This is a genomic window from Actinomadura physcomitrii, assembly GCF_008923205.2.
GTDB lineage: Bacteria > Actinomycetota > Actinomycetes > Streptosporangiales > Streptosporangiaceae > Spirillospora > Spirillospora physcomitrii.
Map to the genome: position 1 here is coordinate 1 of NZ_WBMS02000037.1, position 22,482 is coordinate 22,482.

Annotated in this window: 11 protein-coding genes; 3 read left to right on the forward strand and 8 right to left on the reverse strand. The window is 65.5% G+C overall.

Annotation, left to right across the window (positions count from 1 at the left end; all coding sequences use genetic code 11):
- Positions 1–244: 244 nt before the first annotated feature.
- Both F8568_RS34395 and F8568_RS34400 read right to left on the reverse strand, forming a co-directional pair.
- The gene (locus tag F8568_RS34395) at positions 245–769 is read right to left on the reverse strand and encodes a hypothetical protein (protein ID WP_151597839.1); all 525 of its coding nucleotides are present in this window, start codon (positions 767–769) and stop codon (positions 245–247) included.
- 361 nt (positions 770–1,130) lie between these two features.
- Complete coding sequence (locus F8568_RS34400; protein WP_151597840.1) at positions 1,131–9,887, reverse strand: DNRLRE domain-containing protein; 8,757 nt, start codon at positions 9,885–9,887, stop codon at positions 1,131–1,133.
- A gap of 589 nt (positions 9,888–10,476) precedes the next feature.
- Between F8568_RS34400 and F8568_RS34405 the strand changes: the two genes are divergently transcribed.
- The gene (locus F8568_RS34405) at positions 10,477–12,432 is read left to right on the forward strand and encodes a TerD family protein (protein WP_202125696.1); all 1,956 of its coding nucleotides are present in this window, start codon (positions 10,477–10,479) and stop codon (positions 12,430–12,432) included.
- Between the two features lie 637 nt (positions 12,433–13,069).
- Here F8568_RS34405 and F8568_RS34410 read toward each other — a convergent pair.
- Positions 13,070–13,975 (reverse strand): AraC family transcriptional regulator, encoded by a 906-nt coding sequence (locus F8568_RS34410; RefSeq protein WP_160573867.1) that lies wholly within the window; start codon positions 13,973–13,975, stop codon positions 13,070–13,072.
- Positions 13,976–14,055: 80 nt separating this feature from the next.
- Here F8568_RS34410 and F8568_RS34415 point away from each other — a divergent pair, with 80 nt between their 5' ends.
- Together F8568_RS34415 and F8568_RS34420 are read left to right on the forward strand one after the other, a co-directional pair.
- A complete protein-coding gene (locus F8568_RS34415) occupies positions 14,056–14,982 on the forward strand; it encodes a protein-ADP-ribose hydrolase (protein WP_202125688.1) in 927 nt (308 codons plus the stop codon).
- Positions 14,979–15,851, forward strand: coding sequence for an SIR2 family NAD-dependent protein deacylase (locus F8568_RS34420; protein WP_151597843.1), 873 nt, complete (start codon positions 14,979–14,981; stop codon positions 15,849–15,851). Before F8568_RS34415 ends, F8568_RS34420 begins: the two co-directional genes overlap by 4 nt.
- A 92-nt stretch (positions 15,852–15,943) precedes the next feature.
- Here F8568_RS34420 and F8568_RS34425 read toward each other — a convergent pair whose 3' ends face one another.
- The 5 genes from F8568_RS34425 to F8568_RS34445 form a co-directional block, all read right to left on the reverse strand.
- Positions 15,944–18,145, reverse strand: coding sequence for a beta-glucosidase (locus tag F8568_RS34425; protein ID WP_160573868.1), 2,202 nt, complete (start codon positions 18,143–18,145; stop codon positions 15,944–15,946).
- Between the two features lie 210 nt (positions 18,146–18,355).
- The gene (locus F8568_RS34430; RefSeq protein ID WP_160573869.1) at positions 18,356–18,736 is read right to left on the reverse strand and encodes a tannase/feruloyl esterase family alpha/beta hydrolase; all 381 of its coding nucleotides are present in this window, start codon (positions 18,734–18,736) and stop codon (positions 18,356–18,358) included.
- A 61-nt stretch (positions 18,737–18,797) separates the two neighbouring features.
- Positions 18,798–19,898 (reverse strand): NAD(P)-dependent alcohol dehydrogenase, encoded by a 1,101-nt coding sequence (locus F8568_RS34435; RefSeq protein WP_151597846.1) that lies wholly within the window; start codon positions 19,896–19,898, stop codon positions 18,798–18,800.
- Between the two features lie 21 nt (positions 19,899–19,919).
- On the reverse strand, positions 19,920–21,380 hold the full coding sequence (locus F8568_RS34440) for an aldehyde dehydrogenase family protein (RefSeq protein WP_151597847.1): 1,461 nt from the start codon (positions 21,378–21,380) through the stop codon (positions 19,920–19,922).
- 135 nt (positions 21,381–21,515) lie between these two features.
- Positions 21,516–22,469: an IclR family transcriptional regulator gene (locus F8568_RS34445; RefSeq protein ID WP_151597848.1), complete on the reverse strand. Its 954-nt coding sequence runs from the start codon at positions 22,467–22,469 to the stop codon at positions 21,516–21,518.
- Positions 22,470–22,482 lie beyond the last annotated feature (13 nt).

The following is a 22,482-nucleotide window of genomic DNA, read 5'->3' on the forward strand; positions in this document are numbered from 1 at the left end:
CGCACTTACGACGAGCCCTCTCGATCCGGGTGCATGGAAGCGTAGGAACTCCCATCCTCCCAGGCCGGAGGGCATCGTCATGTCCGGGACACCTTCACCGCCGAATGCCGAGCGGTGGATTCAGGCTGAGCTGCGCGCACCAACGCCCATTGCGCTCCGCTACCCCTTGGGGACGGGGGCAGTTTTTCGTCTGGCTGCCCAACTGACCCGCATCACACTCGCAAGCACGGATTGACGATGATGCTCAGCTTTTTGAATCACGTTCGAGAACATCATGAACCACGGCCGGAAAAAAAGTCGAGCGAGACCTTTTTCCATCAATTGTCTCGTATCCATAAAGAATCAGCATTATTTCGAAGTCGACATACCAAGGTTCGCCATCGGCACCCGCAATCCCCCCAACAACATGTCGATGAAATGAATTTGATGTTGTTTCCCTACAGAGGATCCATTTGAGATTTCGCCCGCGATTTATAACCAATTCTCCGAAATAAAGGCCGATATCGTGAGCTATCGAATACCAAATCCCCTCAAGCTGCCCGGGATTTCGCTCGCTCGGCTCAACGTTTTCATTGAACCATTGCTCCAACTTCGTAATTGATTCGTCCGAGAAATCGAGTCTGATGCCATATGCGCCAAGCAAGGAAGCCAACTGAACAAGTCGCGAGTCAAGCGTCTCCATAACATCCTGAAGCACGCGAATAGCTTGCTCTTCACTGACATCCTTGAGGGGGCGATCAACTTCCGGCTGATATGGCTGGTAATCCATGAAACATACAACTTTCTCAATAGTGAATTCTGATAGTCACCCCCATCCTGAGCAGCCTTCGAGCCGCGCGACCACTAAGTCCGATTTTTCCGGTGAGGGGACTACGAACGAATGTCCAAGTAAGGTCCGAATATTCAGGTGTCGGACCATTCAGCAAATGGTCGTCATTTGCCATTTCCTGGCGTATCGGCTTAGTGAGCGAGATTCGGCCCACCTTCACCTCGAGTCCTTCCGTTCCTCCGCTCCCATCGGGTATTTCTATGTCAGTGCGCCTAATCGTACCATTCAGGCCTGGGTGACTGACTTCGCGCTCCGACCCTGGAAGTTGATGCGCTATCACGTCAGCATACCCGTCCCCGATCTACTTGTTCAGAGTGACAGGACTGACTGTCCGGTCATCGATAGGCCCCCCAGGCTCCGCAACGAAGCGCGGCGTCTCGGTTACGATCCCGTTGCCGTCGACTGTGAACCGAGGAAAAGCAGCCATAATGTTGGGACCTGAAGGTGAATCCGCAGGCGTTCCAACAAGTCCCGGGCCCGACACTGGCGACGGGATGAATTGCGTCCCAGTCTCCACGACTTTAGATGCCGGGGTAGGCAAGATTTGAGGCGCATCCAGGCCCGCTTGGCCCGGAAATATCGTGCCAGAGCCTGTTCGAGGAATTGCCGGCGTGTCAACAATGCTAGGGGCCGCCGGGCGAGCTGATTGGAAGTTGAAGTTGCCGATACCCGAAAGCAGGCTGCCTACGCTGTTAACTCCCGCTGCGGCTTTGACGCCACTTTCGATGCTGTTTCGCTGCCGGTCGACGTCTCGTTGGCTGACCGTGTTGACGATCGGGGGGCGCGGCTTGGGATGGTCGCGGGCCCATTCCGCCTGCTTCTTTTGGATTTGTGCGGGCGTGGGGCGCGGCGGCGGGGCGGGACGGCTGCCGATTGCGCCGGTCCCTCCTTGCCCGCTGCCTCCGGCGTAACCGCTACCCCCGCCGATGCCGCAGAACATGCATCCGGTGTATGGGAGTGCCATGTTCATTCCCGGCGCCAGGCCGCTGAAGCCGGGCGCCATCAGTCCGCCCATTGCTCGGCCGTAATAGGGCGCTGCGAGATAGGCACCATAACCTGCATAACCCAGTCCTAGAGCGGCCCATCCATAGGGCCCCACTTCGACACCGACTTCGGTGCCGACTTCGGCGCCAATCCCAATGCTCGGAACAGGAATCGGGAAATCAAGATGGCCGGTGGGGTCGGTGCCGTCGAGAGGGTCGGCGTCGACGTAGGTGTAGCGGTTGGCCTGGATGCTGGGGTCGGGGTCGAGGGTCCAGGTGTCGCGGGTAGTGAAGTTGGCAGTGCCGGGGGTGTACCAGCGGGCGTTCATGTTGACGCGGCCGGTTTCGGGTTCGGCGTATTCGCCCTGGTAGCCGATGAGGCTCGTAGTGCCGGTGGTCCCGGCCTGCCCCCCGAAGGGGTCGTAAGCGGTGGAGCCAGTCAGGGTGGTGACTGTGGCGTCGGTGAGCGCTGTGAGATCGTCGTGGCGGTCTGAGTAGGCGCGGTAGGACTGTCCGTTTTGGTGGGTGCTGAGGAGGCTGCCGTCGGGGGTGCGTTGGTAACTCGATTCCAGGTCGCCTGAGCCGTCAAGGATGGCAGTCAGGTCGTTTTGGTCGGTGGCGTAGAGGAAGGTGTCGGTGTTGGCGCCTTGGGTGCGGGTGGCGATGCGGTTGAGGCCGTCGTAGGCGTAGCGGACACCGTGGTCGGTGATGAGGCGGTCGAAGGCGTCCCAGGTGAGGGTGTTGGTTCCGTCGGATTTGAGGGTGCCGCGGGCGGAGTAGGTGTAGGTGTTGGTGCCGTCGGAGGTGAGGCGGTTGCGTTCGTCGTAGGTGTAGGTGGTGGCGCCGGCTTGGATGCGGTTGCCGGATGGGTCCCAGCCGTAGTCGGTTTTGTGTCCGGTGGGGTCGGTCCAGGAGGTGAGGCGGCCTGCGTCGTCGTAGCCGTAGGTGTTGGTGCCTGCTCCGGTGGTGCCGGTGGTGGTCTTGGTGGTGAGCTGGTCGTCGAGGTTGTAGCCGTAGCCGATGGAGGCCAGGCTGGTGCCGTCCGGGGCTTTCAGCTCGTCGGAGGTCAGGCGGTCCAGGTCGTCATAGCCGTAGGTGCGGTGGGCGGTCGTGGTTCCGTTGAGGGTGGCGATGCCGGTGAGGCGGCCGGCGTCGTCGTAGGTGCGGGTGTCGGTGTCTCCGGTGATGCTGTCGGTGGTGGTGGCGATCTGGTCGTCGCCGTTCCAGGTGAGGGTGGTGGTCCCGGCAGGGTCGGTCTGTTGGGTGAGTCTGCCGTTGGGGTCGTAGCTGAACTGGGTGGTTTTGTCGCCGTGGCTGGTGCTGGTCAGTGGCAGGCCGCGGTCGTTGTAGGTGATGAGGGTGTCGTTGTCGGGCGCCGATACCTGGATGCGGTTGCCGGCGAGGTCGTAGCCGAAGCGGGTGTCGGGGGTGTTGACGGAGCCGCCGGTGCCGCTCTGTTTGGTGAGGCGGCCGAGTTCGTCGAAGGTCCGGGTGATGGACACGGCGCCGGGCTTGTCTTGGCGTACGGGATTGCCGGTCGCGTCGTAGCTGGTGGTCCAGGTGCGGCTGGCGTCGTCGTAGGCGGTGGAGGTGCGCGGCTCGATGACCTTTTCGGGGAGTCCGAGGGTGTTGTAGGTGGTGATGGTGGCGTTGCCGCGGCCGTCGGTGAGGCGGGTCTGCTGTCCGGCGGCGTCGTAGCCGAAGGTGGTTTGGATGGTGGCGGTCGCCGAGGTGGGTTCGGTGAGTGTGGTCAGGCGTCTTGCGGCGTCGTAGGCGCGGTGGGTGGTGTGGCCTTCTGGGGTGGTTTCGCTGGTGCGATTGCCGGCGGCGTCGTAGCCGTACCCGAAGGTGCGCAGGACTGTGCCGGAGGGGTCCAGGTCCTGGACGCGGGTCATCCTGCCAGCAGGGTCGTATTCGGCGGTGGTACTCGCGCCACGCGGATCGGTGATCTTGGTGAGGCGGCCGGTGAAGTCGTAGTCCAGGGTCGAGGTGTGCTGTGTCCGATCGGTGACGGCGGTCAAAGCTCCAGCGTCGTCATAGGTGTAGGAGACGCTGTCGCCAGCGGGCCTCGTACGGGAAATGAGGTTGCCAGCGCCGTCGTAGGCGTAGTGGCTGGTGAACGCGGCGGGTGTGGGATACCGGTCGATTCTGGTGGTGGTGATCTGGTTTCCGAGGTCGTCGTAGGTGGCCTCGGTGCGTGCGCCGACGGGGTTGGTGAGCGAAAGTTGTTCACCGGTTAGGTCGTATTCGGCGCGCCAGGTTCCGGGCCCGGATTCGCCGTCCAGTTCGGGTTCTTCCAGCCGGACCGGGTTGCCGAGTGCGTCGTAGGTGAGCCGGGTGGTGTTGCCGCGTGCATCGGTGCTTTCGGTGAGTTGCCCGGCCGGGTCGTAATGCAGTGTGGTGGTAGGCGTGATTTGTGTTCCGCCTGGTGGGGTGTAGGCGGGGCGGGCGATGGAGGTTTGTCGGCCGGTCTTGTCGTAGGCGATGGTGGTGAGTTGCCCGAGCGGGTTGGTGGCCTGGGTCTGTTCACCTGCGTTGTTGTAGCCGTATTGGAGGGTGGGGCGGTCGGTGGTGGCGGGCTGGCCGTTCTGCTCGACCTGGACCGGGGGTTGCAGCACCTGGGTGAGCTGACCGGCGTTGTCGTAGTGCAGTGTGGTGGTGTAATCGGCCGGTGTGGCGCCCTCGGCGTTGCCGCGCGGGTCCACGATCTGGGTGACCAGGCCCCGCTGGTCGCGGGTGTAGGTGGTGACCAGGTCGTTGTCGCCGTTCTCCACGGTCATCCGGACGGGGAGGTTCATCGGGTCGTAGGCGTAGGTGGTGGTCTCCTCGCCTTCGGAGTCGGCGCCGGTGCGGACGGTCCGGGTGATGTTGTTGTCGGGGTCGAGGCCGTAGTCGGTGCGGCGGGCGGCGCCGTCTGGGTCCACGATCGTGGCGATCAGATGGCCGGTTTCGTCGTACTCATAGTCGGTGCGTTGAGTGCCGCCGACGGTTTCGGAGGTCAGATGGCCGGCTCCGTCGTAGGCGCGTGAGTCCAGCACGAGGTCCTGGGGTGTCGCGGAGCCGTTGATCTTGGCGCCCTGGGCGGTGGTTTGTGCCAGGCGGTCGTCGCCGTAGTAGGTGTAGGCCAAGGTCCGGCCCATGGCGTCGGTGTGGGAGGCCAGCCGTCCGCCGGGATCGTAGGCGTAGGAGTCCAGCACCTTGTCGGTGGCGGGGCTGGGGTCGTTAGGGTTGCCCGTCCAGTCCTTGAGAGTGCGGGTGGCCAGCTCGCCGCGGAGGGTGTAGGCGAACGTGTACTTGGTGCCGCGTTCGTCGGTGACGCTGGTGCGTGCGCCAGTAACGTCGTAGCCGTAGGTCTGCTGGCCGCCTTCGGGGTCGGTGACGGTTTCAGGCAGACCGTGGTCGTTGTAGGTGTAGGTGGTGGTGCGTTCGGGGTCCCCGCCGGTGAGGTCGGCCAGGGTTTGGGTGAGCGTGTGGCCGTCAGCGTCGTAGGTCAGCCGGGTTTCGGCGGTGTGGACGACGTTGGTGGTCTGGTTCGTCACCCCTGGGCCGATTTGGCGGATGAGTCGTCCTTGGCCGTCGTAGCCGTAGGTGGTGGTGACGCCGCCTGGTTGGGCGTCGGTGGTCTCGGTGGCGCTGGTCACCCGGCCGAGGGCGTCATAGGCGTAGGTGGTGACCTTGCCCGCGGCATCGGTGATCTTGGCTAGGTCACCGGCCGCGGTGTAGGAGTAGGTCGCCGATGTTCCACCGTTGGCCTTGCCGCGGCGTTTGAGGAGGCCGGCGGGTTGGGTCCCGCCGCCTTCTGCTGTTTCGGTGCCGTCGGTGTATTGGTACTGGACGCCGCGCAGGCTGTAGGCGTCGGTCGCCGCCCAGATCTCATCGGTCTGCTGGCCGTACTGGTCGTATTGCCAGGTGGTGTAGTACGGCGTGTCGTAGGGGTTGAGGGTTCGGCCGTCGTTGTACTCGGTGAGCTGGTCGTTGCGTGGATCGAAGGGATCGTCGGCGTTGAGGTAGTAGGTCCAGTACTCGGCGTGGCAGGTATCGGGGTCGGAACATCGCTGTTCGTAGCGTTTGTTGCCGCGTTCGTCGAACCAAAGGTTGGTGACGTTGCCGTTGGCGTCGGTGATTTGGCCGAGGTGACCGTCGACGTCGTACCCGTAGGTGGTGGTCTTGCCGAGCTGGTCGGTCTCCGAGAGCAGCCGGTTGCCGCGCAACGGCTCGTAAACGTAGGTCGAGGACGCCTGGTTCGGTCCGGTCAAGGTGATCGTGCGTTGCAGGTCGTCGATCTTGCCGCTGAACGTGGGGGCGCTGATCTTCCAGGTGCCGCCCTTGTCGTCGGTGTGCTGGGACAGCCGATCGGTGCCTGTGTTGTAGGTGTTCACCGCCTGGACACGGCCGCCCGGGCTGGTCACCTTCTGCAGTTGCTGCGACGCGAGACGGGCAGCGTAGTGCTGCTTGATGGTCGGCAGCCCCAACGGCTTGTCGTAGATCGCGACCTCGTCGATCTCGCCGCTGAAGTCCCACCAGGTGTTCGAGAGAGACGTATGTGGCCAACTCGGAGAGGTGTAGCCGCTGCCGACGATGACGAAAGGTGCGTTTCCGTGATCGATCGTTCCCGACAGCGTGCCCACCGCCTGGCCGTCCAGGTACAGCGACTGCGAGCCACCTTGGCCCGACAGCACGACATGGTGCCATTTATCGTCGGTCACCTGATTCGGTGAAGACATGACGTTGGCGGCGCTGCCGTTCCAGAACTGGCCATGCAGCTTGTTGTCGGTTCCGACATAGACTGCGGGGGTGAATTTAGTGGCGATGCCGCCGTAAATGGCGTTCTGGTAAGAGAGGATCACACCGGTACCGATAGTACGGAACCATGCCTCGACCGACAGATAGCCGCCTTCCCGGCTGATGTATCGATCGGGGAGCCGCACACGGCTGGCGAGCCCGCTGAATGCCGTTGACTGGTCGGATGTTCCCGCCAGGGCGCCGTCCTGACCGAGCACGACATTGACGCCGCCGGCGGCGTCGGTGCCGAGATTCTCCGGCACCGACGAGTGCATTACCGTGCCGGATGATTCATTGAAACGCCAATAACCTGTTGGGTTGTCGTCGCGCACGACCGTCTGGTAATGCGATCCGGCGGTGTAGGAGTACTGAGTGCACTCGGTGGTCGTGCCCGGTGGGCATACCTTGGTGAGCGAGTCTCCGTCATAGGTGTAGTTCCACGTGAGCGGGTTCCCGTCGACGGGATCGGTGCTCACACTCAGCACATGGTTCGCGTTCCAAAAATCCCAAGTAAAGGTCAACGATCGGCCATTGGACGCGGTGACCTTATCCAGATGTCCCGTGAGTCCGTAGGTTAGGTTCTCGGATCGCCCACGATTATCGGTGATAGTGTCGAGTTTCCCACCTGAACCGAACTTGTAAGTCGTTGAGGTTTTGTCACGCAGTTTCCAGCCACCACCCAGGACGTTACTCAAAGTGGCGAACGTTCCAGCGGGGGCGGTATAGGTGTCGCCGGAGGCATCTTTGGCGAATCTCACCTCTTGGCCGCCGGGATACGTGACGACGACGTTGCCGGTCCCGTCGTTGTCCGGGACGACCTTCATGTCGTAGCGCGTCGACCAGCCCGCGCCGAACAGGCCATCGGTACGAGGGTCCAGGCTGTTATAGGTGCGGGAGATCGACAAAGGGGGGCCCACTGTCGCGACCTGAGCATCGGTCGCCGTGGTGGTGTAGTTCCCCGCCTGCTGATCGAACTGCTGGCCATCGGATGCCGGGCTGGCCAGATGAGAGGTGATCGCCGGCTGGGGTACACCGGTCACCATTTTGTACCAGGGCCCGTTGGTGGTGGACCCGCCTCCGTCGTTGACCGAGACGGTCCAGTAATACTCCTTGCCCCAGGCCAGCTTGCCCGCCGGGACCGTCCACTTCGGCGTCTGCTGCCAAGGCGAGTTGACGCACCAGTCCCAGTCGATCCACGGTGGCGCGCACAAGGTGAACTGGTAGTTCACGTTGGCCGACGGCCAGGCGTCGACCGACTTCGCTTCTGCGAACAGTTGCGGCTGCAGTGTCCCGGTCTCGTAGTTGTTCTTGGGAAACATCTCCGTCAACTGCGTGGGCACGTCAGGTACGGTGACCTTAAGCGCTGCGGTGCGCGGAACCCCCCAGTCCGAGAATAGCGCATACCCGTCCGACGTCGTCTTGATCATGTCGAACTTGATCGTCCAGGTACCCGGCGGCAGTGGATTAATCTTCGCGTTGACCGTGACGGTCTCCCCGAAGGAGACGGCCTGCGGCAACGCGGTTTGCGCGGCCTTGTGGTAGATCTGCCGCCCTGAGGAATCGAACGCCTCGTAGGTAAGCTTGTAGTCCGAGGTGTTCCACGCATCATGGCCCCGGTTTTGCACCTTGACCTTGACATTTCCAGCACTGTTGTTGAGCACTGGAGGGTCAATCTTGGGCGGGCTGTCAGCGAATGCGTACCACGCATTGAACGGGCTGTAGGTGATCTTCAGGTACGGGCCGCCTCCGGTCTCCCGAGAGGAGAACTTCTTCCAGCCGTAACTGCTGCTCGTCGAGCCCCGGACGGTCAGGCCGTAGTTCGGCTTGCTGCCGTCCACCCATCCCTGGACCAAGGCGTTGCCGGCCGAGCCGAGGTCCATGCCCTCCCAGTCCGCCGGGCACGGGCTCGCCGCCCCCGACCCGTCGGTCCATCCGTGCGCATAACTCTTGGACGCCAGCGCTGAACCGTACTTTGGGCCCGGGTATGCTGCCAGATCCGACTGCGACCACGCTTTGGTGACACCGTAAACTGTTACCGGCGTTGCCTTACACGAGTACGACCAGTAATTGTACATGTACAAGTCGACGTCGTAGATCTTCGAATGGGCGAGATCATTGTCGACTTGCGTGAACGCCAGGTATGTCGCCGCCTTGGTCGAGCCACCGTCGTAGGTTCCGGCTTTCAACTCGTTCTCGGCGTAGGGGCTGGACCCGTACCCGGTCTGCACATAGGTGTCGTGGGTGTCGCTGTAGTTCCACACCGTGGTCGGATCGACGACGACAGGAAAGACACGAGCTGGATCCTGCACCCAACTCGGATCGGCCGAAACCTTCAGAACCCACGTATCTCCACGCTGTTGAAGGCCATAGGTAACCGCTTCTGAGCGCGCTGAGTCTCCAGAGCGGGGGTCGATCTTGGAGTCGACCATGAAACCATGAGGGATACGCCCAGCGACCTGGCCTCCCTTATCCAGCAGTTCCACACTTCCATCGGGAGCCATACGCGGTGTGAGATTCTCCGCACGCAGCGGGAACTCCCACTCGGTCGGCGCGTTCGGTGAACGCAGCGTGATTTGTTCCTTGACGCTGCCGCCATCAAGCACTGTCAACTGCAGATCAGCGTCCGGGCGGACTCCGGCATAAGTGATCGAGTTGCCCTGCACACGGCCTTGCACCGCTTGGGCCCCGTTCACACCGAAGGCGAACTTCTGTTCTTTGCCGAGGTCGAGCGTCGTGAGGTCTTGGCCTGATGCACGTGCTGCCAGGGTGACCGACTGCTGGTCGGCCCGATTGCGCCAGCGTTCCTTGCCGTCCGCAACGAGCGTGGAGTCGACCGGCTGCCAGGTTCCATCCGGCGCCTGGTAGTTCACCGGCCTGGTACTGACCTGCGCCGTCCAGGTGCCGTCCGGGTTCCGGTAACGGTTGGTGAAGCGCGTACGCTGCGTCGGATCCTCAACGCTCTTCTTCGGGTCGAAACCGGTAACCTTCACCGGCTCGTGTTTCGGCATGACCTTCGCCGCGGCGGTCTTCGGCGGCGCCGGCCGCTTAGCGTCGGTCTTGCTGACGACCTTCGGCGTGAACTTCTTCTCCAACTCCGGGGCGCCCTTGGGACGGCGCGGAGTGCGGCTCTTCCGGTCAGGTTTGGCCGCCGTTTGATTTGACGTCGCCTGATGAGGGCGCCCCTTGGCCGTCCCCGCCTGCTGCTTAGGCGTATCGACGAGCCCGGCAGCCACCAACGAAGGCGGCGCCACAGAGCCACCACTGGCCAACGACAACAGCAGCGTGAAAGCCACCAGAACGGCTAGAAGCCGCAGATAGGAGGCATCGCCAACCGCTCTGATCAACTTCAGCCTGCGCACAAGTCATCGGCCCCAACAAGAGAGCAGCCACTACCAATGTCGGAGACGATGAAGGGTCGGCCCTGACCACTTCCGCGCCCGGATCCAGTTGAACGATGGTGATCTTAAAACGAAGATCGCGAGATCGTTAAGTAGGCTAATGCAACGAAACGGTCTCAGAAGCTGGATTCGGGAACCTTTGCGACGATCAGCTATCTTCTGATTTCACAGCGCAGTTGACCACCCCGGAAGGACATGGGGCCGCTACGGATCGTAAGCCCATCACTGAGCCGGCCAGTCACCCTGCCGCCCGACCCAAAGCCGTCGATCTTTGCTGACACAGAGGCGCCCAAGCCGTATGGAACGTGCTGGCCGAGTGTGGTCTCTCCCGCGCGGAGAGTCTCGACCAGCGGGCTTATCGCCGTACATTGGCGTCGCGTGTGCAGGTGATCGCCCTCCGTGTTTTCACGGGGGTCCGTGGCTTTCACAGCTCCCTCTGCACACGCGAGGTGCTACCAGCCGAGGAGCCGAAGAAGTGCAGCAGATGTCCAAGGGCGCCAACATCGACCTGTCCAGCCTCACCGCCGCGACCGGGCCTTTGACGGTGGCGCTGAGTTGGATCGATCCTTCGGGTGAAGGGGAAGCCGATGTCTCGGTGCTCTTGGCCGGTAGCGACGGCAAGGTCGGCAGTGACGGCGACTTCGTCTTCTACAACCAGCCCACCACCGCCGACGAATCAGTGCGACTGCTGGGCAAGTCACCCACTGCCACAGGGAGCGAGGATCGCATCCTCGTCGACCTCGGCGCCCTGCGCCCCGATGTACAGCGCGTGGTCATCGCCGCCAGCCGCTACGCCGGAGCGACCTTCGGCGCCTTGGACGAGCTGTGCCTGACGATCTCCGACAGCACCGGAGCCGAACTGCTGGCCTTCCCCATCAAAGAAGCCGACCGCGAGACCGCGTTCATCTTCGGAGAGCTCTACCGCAGAGACGACAGCTGGAAATTCCGAGCCGTCGGCCAAGGGTACGCATCCGGACTCGCCGGGCTGGCCGCCGACTTCGGCATCAGCGTCGACGACAGCGAAGAGGAGCAACCCGAGCCGGCACCCGCTCAACCAGCGGAACCGCCCCCCACCGACGGGCCGGACGCCATCGCCGACCACGCAGCCCCAGAAGTCTCCCCCACCGGTGGCAAGCGTCCCCAAAGGGTCCGGACCGCCAAGAAGAAGGTCACGGCCCCCAAAGCAGCAAAGGTCAGCTTGGCCGAGCACCCCTCCTGGCAGCATGCACGCCTGTTCCCGGTCACCGGGCTGCGCAATGACCAGGAACGCGAAGCACGCGCCACCGCCACTCTGCTGGCGGTGATGGCCCAAGTCCCTGAATTCGGCCGCCGCCTGACCGCGCGGTTCAACGCCCCGGCCGGCACCATCCAGACCTTCGCCGAGGCGAGCTTCAAGCACGGCGACGGCAAGGTCCGGCCCGACGGCGTGGTGCGCGTCGCCCGAGCAGGCAGAATCTGGACCGCTCTCATCGAAACCAAGACCGGCGGCAATCCCCTCAAGGCCGACCAGGTCGAGGCCTATCTGCAAGTCGCGGCCCGGCACGGCTACGAGACCGTGATCACTTTGTCCAACGACCTGGCCCTGAGCAACGAGCACCCACTCCAGGTCGACAAACGGCTGCTGCGCAAGGTCGCGCTGCGCCACCTGTCCTGGGCCGAGGTCGCCCATGAAGCCGACATGCTCTGTCACCACGACGGCGTGGCCAACCCCGTCCACGCCTGGCTGCTCAGCGAACTGCTGCACTACCTGCGCCAAGACAATGCAGGCTGCCAAGGATTCCGCGACATGGGCGCCGCCTGGGTCCCGGTCCGCAACGCCATCACCGCCGGCACACTGCGCCTGGGGGACCGCCGCGCCATGCAAGTCGCCGAAAGCTGGGAGAAGCTCATACGCCAACTGTGCCTGCGCCTCAGCGGCCAGACCGGCCTTACCATCGCCCCCGTCCTGCGCAAACGACGGGACGGCGACGCCTCAGTGCGTCGCCTGCAGACCGTCACCTCGCTGGTCGAGACCGGACGCATGAGCGCCGAAATCCGGATACCCAACGCCGGCGGCCCAGTCCTCCTCGAAGCCGACCTGCGCACCGGCCAGATCGAGACCACCGTAGAGATCCCCGCCGCAGCCCGCGCACGCTCCCTCACCCGCGTCCAATGGCTCCTGCGCCAACTCGACCAGGCCCCACCCGAACTGCGCATCGAAGCGCTCACCGCCGGGCACAACACCGGGCCATGCGACCTGCTGAAGAACCTCATAGCTGAACCCGGCCTCCTGGTACCCGACGACGGCGGGCAGATCACCTCATTTCGACTGACCCTGGCCTCCAGCATGGGCACCAAGCGAGGCATCGAAGAGACCGGCTTCGTCCGCAGCATCGACCTGGCCATGGACCGCTTCTACCAGGAGATCCTGCTCGTACTGAAACCCGACACCACCCAGTAGATCCTCTGTCTCCCACATGTTCGATAACCCACCGGTAGGCAGCCGAGCGCGGCACCATGCCGGGCCGCCATGCGACCGGGTGCCTTCTCACAGCAATGAGAAGCGGCCAACCCGTGCCCATGCTGGCTCGGGGCTATGTTCGCTCGTTGTTTGCTCGTATGTTGCGGACCAGCACGGCAAGGAACGACACGGGGCGGCACCAAAGACAGCCGCCCGGCGGATAGAGCCACACGAAACGGCACGTGTCCACACGTGGCGATACCGGGACCCCGGCCGTGCAGGGGTCTTCTAAACCGACGGTCGCGGGTTCGAATCCTGCCGGGCGCGCCACCCCTGACCTGCATAAACGTGTGCTTACAACCCAAGATCCACGCCCGATATGTCCGCGTGTTAGCTCGATGTTCGCTCGGATGTCGCAACCGTGTCGCCAGGGCTGCCTGGTCCGCGTCCTGGATCAGGCAAGTCCCACGTTCAGGAAGCAGCCAGCCCAGCGGGCGCGATCTTAAGGCGATGGGGTGGGGTGAGCGCACGTTTGTCCATCAGCCAGCCAGGTCGAAGTACGGCCGATGGGCCGAGCGATGGGGTCTTGTTTGTCGCCTCCCGGGGCTGCGGCGGGATCCATGCTGACGCGCGGGCTTCAGCCGCTGCTGTTGAGACGGAACTGCCCTGGGGTCAAGCCGGTGTGGCGGCTGAAGTACTTGCCGAAGTTGGTGGCCTGATCGAAGTTCAGGCGGCAGGCGATGGTCGATACCGGCAGTGAGGTGTGAATCAGCAAGCGCTTCGCCTCGAGGATCACGCGGCGGTCGATGATGAACTTGGCGCTGTGCCCGGTCGCGTCTTGGCAGACTCGGTTGATGGTCTTGGTCGAATAGCCGAGCGCCGTGGCGTAATTCTCGACTCGCCGGGTCGAAGCGAAATCGTCTTCGAGCCGCCGACGGAAACGTACGTAGATTTCACTGCCCGCCGTGATGGTCTCGGCGGTGGGTTCGGGGCCGGGGAGGGCCGCGATGCGCAGTAGGAGCACGGTCAGCTGGTGCCTGAGCAGTTCCAGGCCGAGTGGCGGCGATGCCGCGGGGGATGCCGCCATCCCACAGGCCGCGGCGTAGTCCTCGGCCAGCTGGCACATGGACCGGTCGACCGGATCGAGAAGCTCCGGCTTTAGCTGCCACCGGCTCGTGTCGTAGGCATCCAAGATCACTCGCAACCCCGGCGATCGGGGCAGGAACGCCTCGGTGAACAGGACGAGCCGCCCCTCAAGCACGGCGGCCGTGTTCTCCTGGACCTGGCCCGGCCTCGTCCAGAGCAGGGTCCCCGGCTCGCACGGGTGCTCCACAAAGTCGACGCGCTGCGCTCCCCGGCCAGAGCTGATCAAGATGAGCTGATGGAACTCCAGCCGGGCCGGGCGCCGCAGGGTCTCAAGGGGAACGCGTTGCCGCAGTTCCGCGAGCGAGAACGTCTCGATGCTCAGGCCGGGTGCGGACGGGTTACGGAAACCGAGATCGGCGATGGGCGCCCCTTCAGCGTGTCCCGTATTTACCATCATGAGTCGTAAGCGTATCTCGCTTCCACCGCAGGTCCTGGCCATCATCGAAGTTGCCTTATGGCTGCTTGAGGAGGATCTTGGTGCAGGCCGACGAGCCATATGAGGCTGGATTGGATCTCGCGGTCTACCGTGAACCGCTCGCTCTCGACGAGCCTTTCCGGATCATGGACGGCGATGGCGGCGACCCTGGGCGCTGCTTGCAGATTGTTCTGGCCGAGCTGGAGCGGGACGGAACCGCCGCGGTGCTCAGCAGATCGCTGCAACATCTCAGCGGCGACCTCGGCAAGGATCGCGAGTTGCTGCGAGCGCTGCTGACCATTCGGGGTCCGCGCGCTCTATCCGGACCGGCGGAGGCGGCGCTCGATCTGCTGCTCGAAGCCGAGCGAGCCGACCGGACCGTCGTCGCCCCTGCCACGCTTCCGCGCACCCATGGACGCGTCGTCATCTGGCGGGGAGACACCACCCTCCTCGGGGCGGACGCCGTCGTCAACGCGGCCAATGACCGCATGCTCGGCTGCTTCATCCCGTTCCACCGCTGCATCGACAACGCGATCCACAGCGCCGCCGGCCCTCGGCTGCGGCGGGACTGCGACCAGTTGATGCGCCTGCAGCGCCAGGCCATCGGCCTGCCGACCGAGCCGACGGGCAGGGCCAAGGCGACCCGCGGTTACCACCTGCCCGCCCGCTACGTCATCCACACCGTGGGGCCGATCGTCCATCACACGCTGACGGCCGCCCAGCGGGAGGCGCTCGCCTCCTGCTACAGATCGTGCCTCGACCTCGCCGCCCGCCTTCCGAGCGTTCGCTCGATCGGGATCTGTGCGATCTCGACCGGAGTCTTCGGCTTTCCTCGCGATGCCGCCGCCCGCATCGCCGTCGCCACCGTCGACACCTGGCTCGCCGAGCACCCCGGCCGGCTCGACCAGATCGTGCTCAACCCGTTCACGTCCGAAGACGAGGTCGACTACCGCAACGCGGCCGCCGACCATCGCTGGGAACACGCATGATGACCGTCGCCGCCCAGGTCACGGCGCTCGAAGCCTGGTTGAACGATGCCGATCGGGTCCTGGTCGGGGCCGGCGCGGGACTGTCCGCGGCGGCGGGTTTCGACTACGGCGACACCGAGACCTTCGCCCGCCTCTTCCCGGACCTGGCCCGCCAAGGGTTCACCGCTCAGTATCAGATGATCGGCCGCCGTCTCCCTCAGCCGCAACTGTGGGGGTACTGGTACCGCCACGTCCATCACATGCGCTTCGCCGACCACGGCCCGAACCAGATCTACCTGGGGGTACGGGACCTCATCGGGGAGAAGGACCACTTCGTCCACACGTCCAATGTCGACAGCCTTTTCGCCCGCAACGGCTTCGACCCCGGACACGTCCATACCCCTCAAGGCGACTACGCTCTCCTGCAGTGCACCGTTCCTTGCAGTCGCCGAACCTGGCCCGTCGAGCCTTGGTTGCGCAGAGGTCTGGCCGGCCTTGACCGTGCCAGCGGATGCGTCACCGACGCGGACGCTCTGCCTCGCTGCCCCACTTGCCAGGGGCCCGCGTTCCTCAATGTTCGGATCGACCAATCGTTCATCGACGACCACTTCGGGCCGGTTCGCCGTGCCCTCAATGAATGGATCGAGGCTCGCCGGGATCAAAAGCTTTTGATCCTAGAAATCGGCGCAGGATTCAACACACCTGCCGTTGTGCGCTGTCCCATGGAACGCCTCGCGCGGACCAGCGTCAACACCAGGCTGGTCCGCATCAACCGCGATCATCCACAGATTCCGACCGTTCTAGAGGATCGCGGGCTTTCCATCAGGGCCGATATCGCCGAGGTGCTGGACTTGATCAACATTCCATCGCGCAAGCAGAAGCCGGCCTGAGCTCGCATCCCCGAGTTGACGCCGGTCCAACGCCTTGAACGATCCAGGCGGACGCGTGACGTACGCGTCCGCCTGGACATCGCTGGGTGCCGTTATCGGATTGTGAAGGCGTCGGTGCCGCGGATGTCGCGGGAAGACGCCGCGATGGAGACGGTGTAGCGGCCGGAAGGGACCTTCCATCTGTGGGCGGTGGTGTCCCAGATGGCCAGACGCTGCCGGGGGACGGTCACGCTGATCTTCTTGCTCCGCCCCGGCTCGAGGCTCACCTTCTGGAAGCCGATAAGGCGTTTCGGGGGCTCGCCTGCGGACGCCGGCAGGGTGAGGTAGATCTGAGCTGTTTCCGCCCCGGCGGCGTGGCCGGTGTTGGTGATGGTCGCGGTGACGCGCAGATCACGCCCCTGTGGCTGGGCTCTGAGGTGCGAGTAGCGGTAGTCGGTGAAGGAGAGCCCGTATCCGAAGGGGAACAGGGGCGTGATGTTCTTGGCGTCGTACCACCGGTAGCCGACGTCCAGGCCTTCGCTGTAGGGGATGGTGGGGTTCGGGTCGACGGGCCCGGCACCCATGGGGGTGTCGGCGAGGCTCCGCGGGAAGGTCACGGGGAGTTTGCCGGACGGATTGGTCCGGCCGAACAGCACGTCGGCGATGGCCTGGCCGCCCTGGATGCCGGGATACCAGGCCTCAATGACACCGGACACGTCGCCCAGCCACGGCATGGTGACCGGGCCGCCGTTCTCGAGCACGACGATGGTGCGCTTGTTGGCCTTGCCGACCGCGCTGATGAGCGCTTCCTGATCGATCGTGGTGGGCCACTCGGGAGCGCCGAGGGTCGGGAGGGCGAGGGTGTCACGGTCTCGGCCCTCGGCCCGCCATTCGTTGGCGAACACGATCGCCACGTCGCTGGCGGCGGCCAGCCTGGTCGCGGCCGCCGTGTCGGTGCCATCGGCGAACCGGACGGAGGCCCGGGGCGCCAGCTTCTTGATCGCGTTGAGCGGTGAGGACGGCGCCCAGATGGGGCAGGAACTGCCCCCGGGGCCCTCGGGGTTGCAGGTCGGCGGAACGGCCGGACCGCCGGTCGGGCTGACCTGCGAGGAGCCGCCGCCCGACAGGACGGCGGCGTCGGCGTGCGAGCCGATGACGGCGACCGATCCGATGGAGGTCTTGAGCGGCAGGGTCCTGGCGTTGTTCTTCAACAGGACCAGGCCTTGGTCGGCGACCTCCTTGGCGACCGCCTGGCCGCGCGCCACGTCGATGGATCCCGGCCGCCCGGGCGGGTCGTCCAGCACACCGACGGCGATGAGACCGCGCAGCTTGCGTTTGACCATGTCGTTCAGGCGGGACAGGGGGACCTGGCCGTTCGTCACGGCGGTCTTGAGAGACTGGTCGAAGTAGGTGCTGGTGAACTCCTCCTCGTCCAGGCCGGCCAGTGCGGAGCCGACCGTGCTGTGGGTGGCTCCCCAGTCGGACTGGACTTGGCCGGTGTATCCCAGTTCCTTCTTCAGGAACTGGTTGATCAGGTAGTCGTTCTCGCAGGCGTACACGCCGTTGACCTTGTTGTAGGAGCACATGACGTTCTGTGCGCCGGAGGCGGGGACGGCCAGTTCGTACGGCAGCAGGTGAAGCTCCCGCAGAGAACGCTCGTCCACCTGAACGCTGTATGTGGACCGGTTGGTCTCCTGGTTGTTGAGCGCGAAGTGTTTGAGGGTGGCCACGACCTTCTGGTCCTGGATCGCCTTGACGTTGCTGGTGACGAGTTCGGCGTTGAGGATCGGGTCCTCACTGTAGGCCTCGAACGAGCGGCCCCACCGCGGTTCGCGAATGAGGTCCGAGACACCGCCGAGGATCCCGGTGAAGCCCTGCACGCGAGCCTCGGTGCCCATCAGCCGGCCGGTCTGGGCCTCCAGTTCCGGGTTCCAGGTCGACGCTCGCTCGATCGGGGCGGGCAGCATGGTCGACTGGCCGTTGGCTCGGCCACCGCAGTTGGTCACTCCGGCGGGACCGTCGGTGTAGTTAATGTCAGGCACGCCGAGTCGCGGGATGCCGGGGATGAAGCCGGCGCCCTTGAGCGTCCCGGCTGCGGTCGGCTTGAGTTGAATGGCGCACACGGCCACACCGTGCACGAGCTGGATCTTCTCGTCTAGCGTCATTACTGCCACCAGCGCCGCGGCTCGGTTGTCCGGCGAGAGCCAGGTCTTCCGCCAGGACTCGCCGGACGGTGGTTGCGCCGAAACCGGCGGCGCCATAGAGGTGCCGAGCAGCAGGGTGGCCATGACCGCGGTCGGGAGGCGCCAGGGCATCCGGCGGCGCCCACCTTTCGAGGGTGGGGGTTGGGAAGCGCGGAGGGATCGCATCGTGCTCCTTGGGGGTGGGGGTGGGGGTAGAGCGGTGGGGCGACTCGTCGGCGGGCTAGCTGCCGGAGCAGACCCAGCGGCCGTTCTTCCAGCGGCAGGTCCGCTCGTAACCGGAGCGGAACGAACCGAGCCAGCGAATGGCGTCGTTGTGGCCTGTTAGCGGGTTCGCCGGAATGAAGTTGGCGGCGTCGTCGGTGCTGCCCGAGCCGTCGTACCGAGCGACCAGCGGGTACGGAAGACCGGCCGGCTCCGGACGGTCTTGCCGCTCTCCGTCTTCATCGCGACCAGGCGGTCCGGGGTGGTGCCGCGTTCGACCCAGTCGACAATCGACGTCAGCGCGTCGATCGTGTCGGGTGCCTGGCCACCGCCGCAGTGGTTGACCCCCGGCAGCACGAGCAGCCGCGCGAACCGCTCCGTGGCGGCCTGGCCGCCCATTCGCTCCGTGAGCGCGTGGCGATAGGCCAGGGTGCCGTACGGGCTGATCGCCCGATCCGCCCACCGTGCCACAGGACGAGCTTGCTCGGCGATGGCCGCCATCGAACGTACGCGCATCGTGATCTCCGGAGATCATCATCCCGAACGGATCGCAGCCCTCGGATCAGGGCATGCGCAGGATCGGCTTGATCACCTCCCCCGCGTACGAGCGGTCCAGGGCCTTCTGGATGTCGGCGAAGTCGAAGTACTCCACCAACCGGTCAAAGGGGAAGCGCCCCTGGGCGTACAGCTGCATGATGCTGGTGACCAGCTCGTAGCTGCGGCCACCTCCGCCCAGCACGCCGATGATCCGCTTGCCCCACAACGTGGACAGGTGGTCCAGGGTGAACTCCGCGCCGGCCGGCGCGCCGCCGATGAGGACGCAGGTGCCGAGCATTCCGACCGAGTCCGCGGCCTGGCGGACGACGCTGATCACGCCGGTGCATTCCAGGGCGTAGTCGGCCGGCCCGCCGCACAGCTCGTGGATCGCCTCGACGGCGTCGTCCTTCGTGGCGTCGACGACGTCGGTGGCACCGAGTTGACGCGCCAACTCCAGACGCGTCTCATGCCGGTCGACGGCGATGATGCGGGTGGCGGGCGAGTTGCGGGCGGCCATGATCGCGGACAACCCGACGGTCCCGACGCCGAAGACCGCCAGCTGGGCCCCCGCCCGGGGCTGCACGGTGTTGAAGATCGTGCCTGCGCCCGTGGACACACCGCACGCCAGCGGTCCCATCAGCTCCAGCGGCATGTCCTCGGGCACGGGCACCAGTGCCGCCGCGGTGGTCAGCGAATGGCTCGCGAATGAGGATTGACCGAAGAAGTGGCTCGAAACGGCGTCGCCGTCCAACCGGTGCAGGGCCGTTCCGCCGCCGATGCGGCCGCCACCGCACAGCGCGACTCCGAGGCGCTGGCAGTAGCGCGGCTCTCCGGCACGGCAGTGCCGACACACTCCGCATGATGGCCAGCCGATGACGACAGGGTCGCCGACCTGATACTCGGTGACGCCGGGGCCGACCTCCGCGACGGTTCCGGCGCCTTCGTGACCGAGCACGCCGGGCAGCGGGAAGGGCAGGTCGCCGTGACGGGCCAGGCCGTCGGTGTGGCAGATGCCGGTGGCGACCAGTTCGACCAGCACTTCGCCGGGTCCGGGGGCGTCCAGTTCGAGCTGCGTCAGGGTGAACGGGGCGTCCAGGTCCTCGACGAGCGCAGCGGTGATCTGCACAGGGGCTCCTTCGCGTCCTGGTCAGAATGGGTAGGCGGGCGTCTGGCCGCGCATGGTGATCCAGCGGGTCTCGGTGAAGGCCTCGATGTTGGCGGCCGCACCGCCGAAGCGGGATCCGGTTCCGGAGGCGCCGACCCCGCCGAAAGGCGAATTCGCCTCGTCGTTGACGGTCTGGTCGTTGATATGGACGATCCCTGTGGGGATCTGCTGAGCCAGCGCCAGGCCCTTCATGGCGTCGCGGGTGACGATCCCCAGCGACAGCCCGTACTCGCTCGTGGTCGCCAGCCGGACGGCCTGTTCGGCGGTGGAGAAGCGGGCCACCGGTGCGACCGGGCCGAAGATCTCCTGGGCGAACGCCGGAGTGTCGGCGCCGACTCCGGCCAGCACGGTCGGCGAATAGAACAGTTCGTCGAACTCGCCGCCCGCCAGCAGCCCGGCGCCGTGGCGGACGCTGCCGGTGACGATGTCGTGAATCTTGTCGCGCTGCCCCTCGTCGATCACCGGGCCGAGCATGACCTGGTCCGTTGCCGGATTACCGACTGTCATCTTGCTGGCCTGGGCGGCCAGTCGTTCGACGAAGTCGTCGTACAGCCGCTCGTGGACAAGATGACGCCCGGTGGTCATGCAGATCTGCCCCTGGTGGAAGAAGCTCCCCCAGGCGGACAGGTTGACTGCCGCGTCCACGTCGGCGTCGTCCAGGACGATCAACGCGGAATTGCCGCCGAGTTCGAGGTGGGCGCGTTTGAGGTGCCGGCCCGCGAGCTCGCCGACCTTACGGCCGGCCTCGGTGGAGCCGGTGAAGGAGATGACCCGCACCAGCGGGTGGGTCACCATCGCCTGGCCGACATCGGCGCCGCCTGGCAGCATCTGCAGCACGCCGGCTGGCAGCCCGGCCTCCTCGAAGATCCGGGCGATGGTGACTCCGCCGGTAACCGCGGTGCGCGGGTCGGGCTTGAGGATGACGGCGTTGCCGAGCGCCAGGGCGGGGGCGACCGACCGGATCCCCAGGATGATCGGCACATTGAACGGGGCGATCACACCGACCACTCCGGCCGGTCCCCGGGTGGCCATCGACAGCCGCGGCTCTTCACTGGGCAGCAGCTCCCCGTAGGGGCGGGAGGGCAGCGCCGCCGCCTCATGGCATTCCTGCTCGGCCACGTGCACCGCGAACCCGGCCATCCCGGGGACGGCGCCGACCTCACGGATGTTCCACCACGCCACGTCCTCGGCGTGCTCCGCCCACAGCGCGGCCGCACGCCGCAGCACCGCCGCCCGCTGCGGATGCGGGGTGGCCGCCCACTCACGCTGGGCGGCCGCGGCGCTTTCGGCGGCCCGTGCCAGATCGGCCGCGTCGGCGATGCCGACCTGGCCGAGCGAAGCGCCGGTGGCCGGCTCGATCACCTCGGCGACGCCGCCGGATCCCGCCTCCCACGCCCCGCCGATGAAGACCTTGCCCTGCCACTGCTTCGCGTCGAGGAACACCCCGGAGCCCTTCCTGATCGGTCGAGTGCGCCGAATGTAGAAGGGCCCTTCACGCTAATCAACACGCTGTTCCGACTAGGCGAACACTTTTTGGATCAACGGATCACGGGCCGCAGTGGCGCGGCCGGTCAGAGCTCACGTCGTCGGGGCCTGCGGACGGTAGCCGAGACGCGTGGAGATCTCGGCGGCGGTGCGGCGCAGGGGTTCCTCGATGCGGCCGGTCAGCGAATCGACCGAGGCCGACCAGGTGGTGAGGTGGACCGCGACGTTGATGGCCGCGACGACGGCACCCGACCTGTCCCGTACCGGGGCCGCGACCGATCGAAGGCCGGGCGCCAGTTCCTCGTCGTTGACCGCGATCCCGCTGCGGCGGACCTTGGCCAGCACGCTCATCAACTGCTCGCGCGCGGTGATGGTGTTGGGTCCGCGACGAGCGAGGTTCGTACGGTCCAGAAGCACCCTCAGCGCGGCGGGTTCGCGATGGGCCAGCAGGACCTTGCCCATCGATGTGCAGTACGCGGGCAGGCGGGAACCGACGTGCAGGTTCAGGTCGACCACTAGGCCGTTCGGCCGACGGCTGCGGCGTCTGTCGACGTAGACGATGTCGGGCCCGTCCAGCACCGCCATGCTCGCGGCGAAGCCGGTCTCGTCCGACAGGGACTGCAGGTGACGGGCGGCGACGCGGGTCATCTCCATCGAGCTCAGCGCCGCGAATCCCAGATCGATCACGCGCGGCCCGAGGGAGTACTTGCGGGTGTCGGGGTCCTGCTGCACGTACCCGAGCTTGGCCAGCGTGGAGACGTAGCGGTGAGCGCTGCTGCGGCTGAGCCCGACCGCGCGGGCGAGGTCGGCGATCCCGAGGACCGCGCCGCTCTCGGCGAAGGCGGACAGGATCGCCAAGCCTCGCTCCAGTGACTGGGAGAAGCCCGCCGCACTCGTGCCGTCCGTGCCCGACGACCCGCCGGTGGATCCGGCCTCCGCCTCGGTGGACTCGCCGTGTTCGTCCTCCGGCTCGACGGATCCGGCCCGGTCGGGAACGGACGCGGGGGCTCGGCGACCCGCGGCGGAGGGTTTCCGTGAAGCGCTCATGGCTCATCCTTAC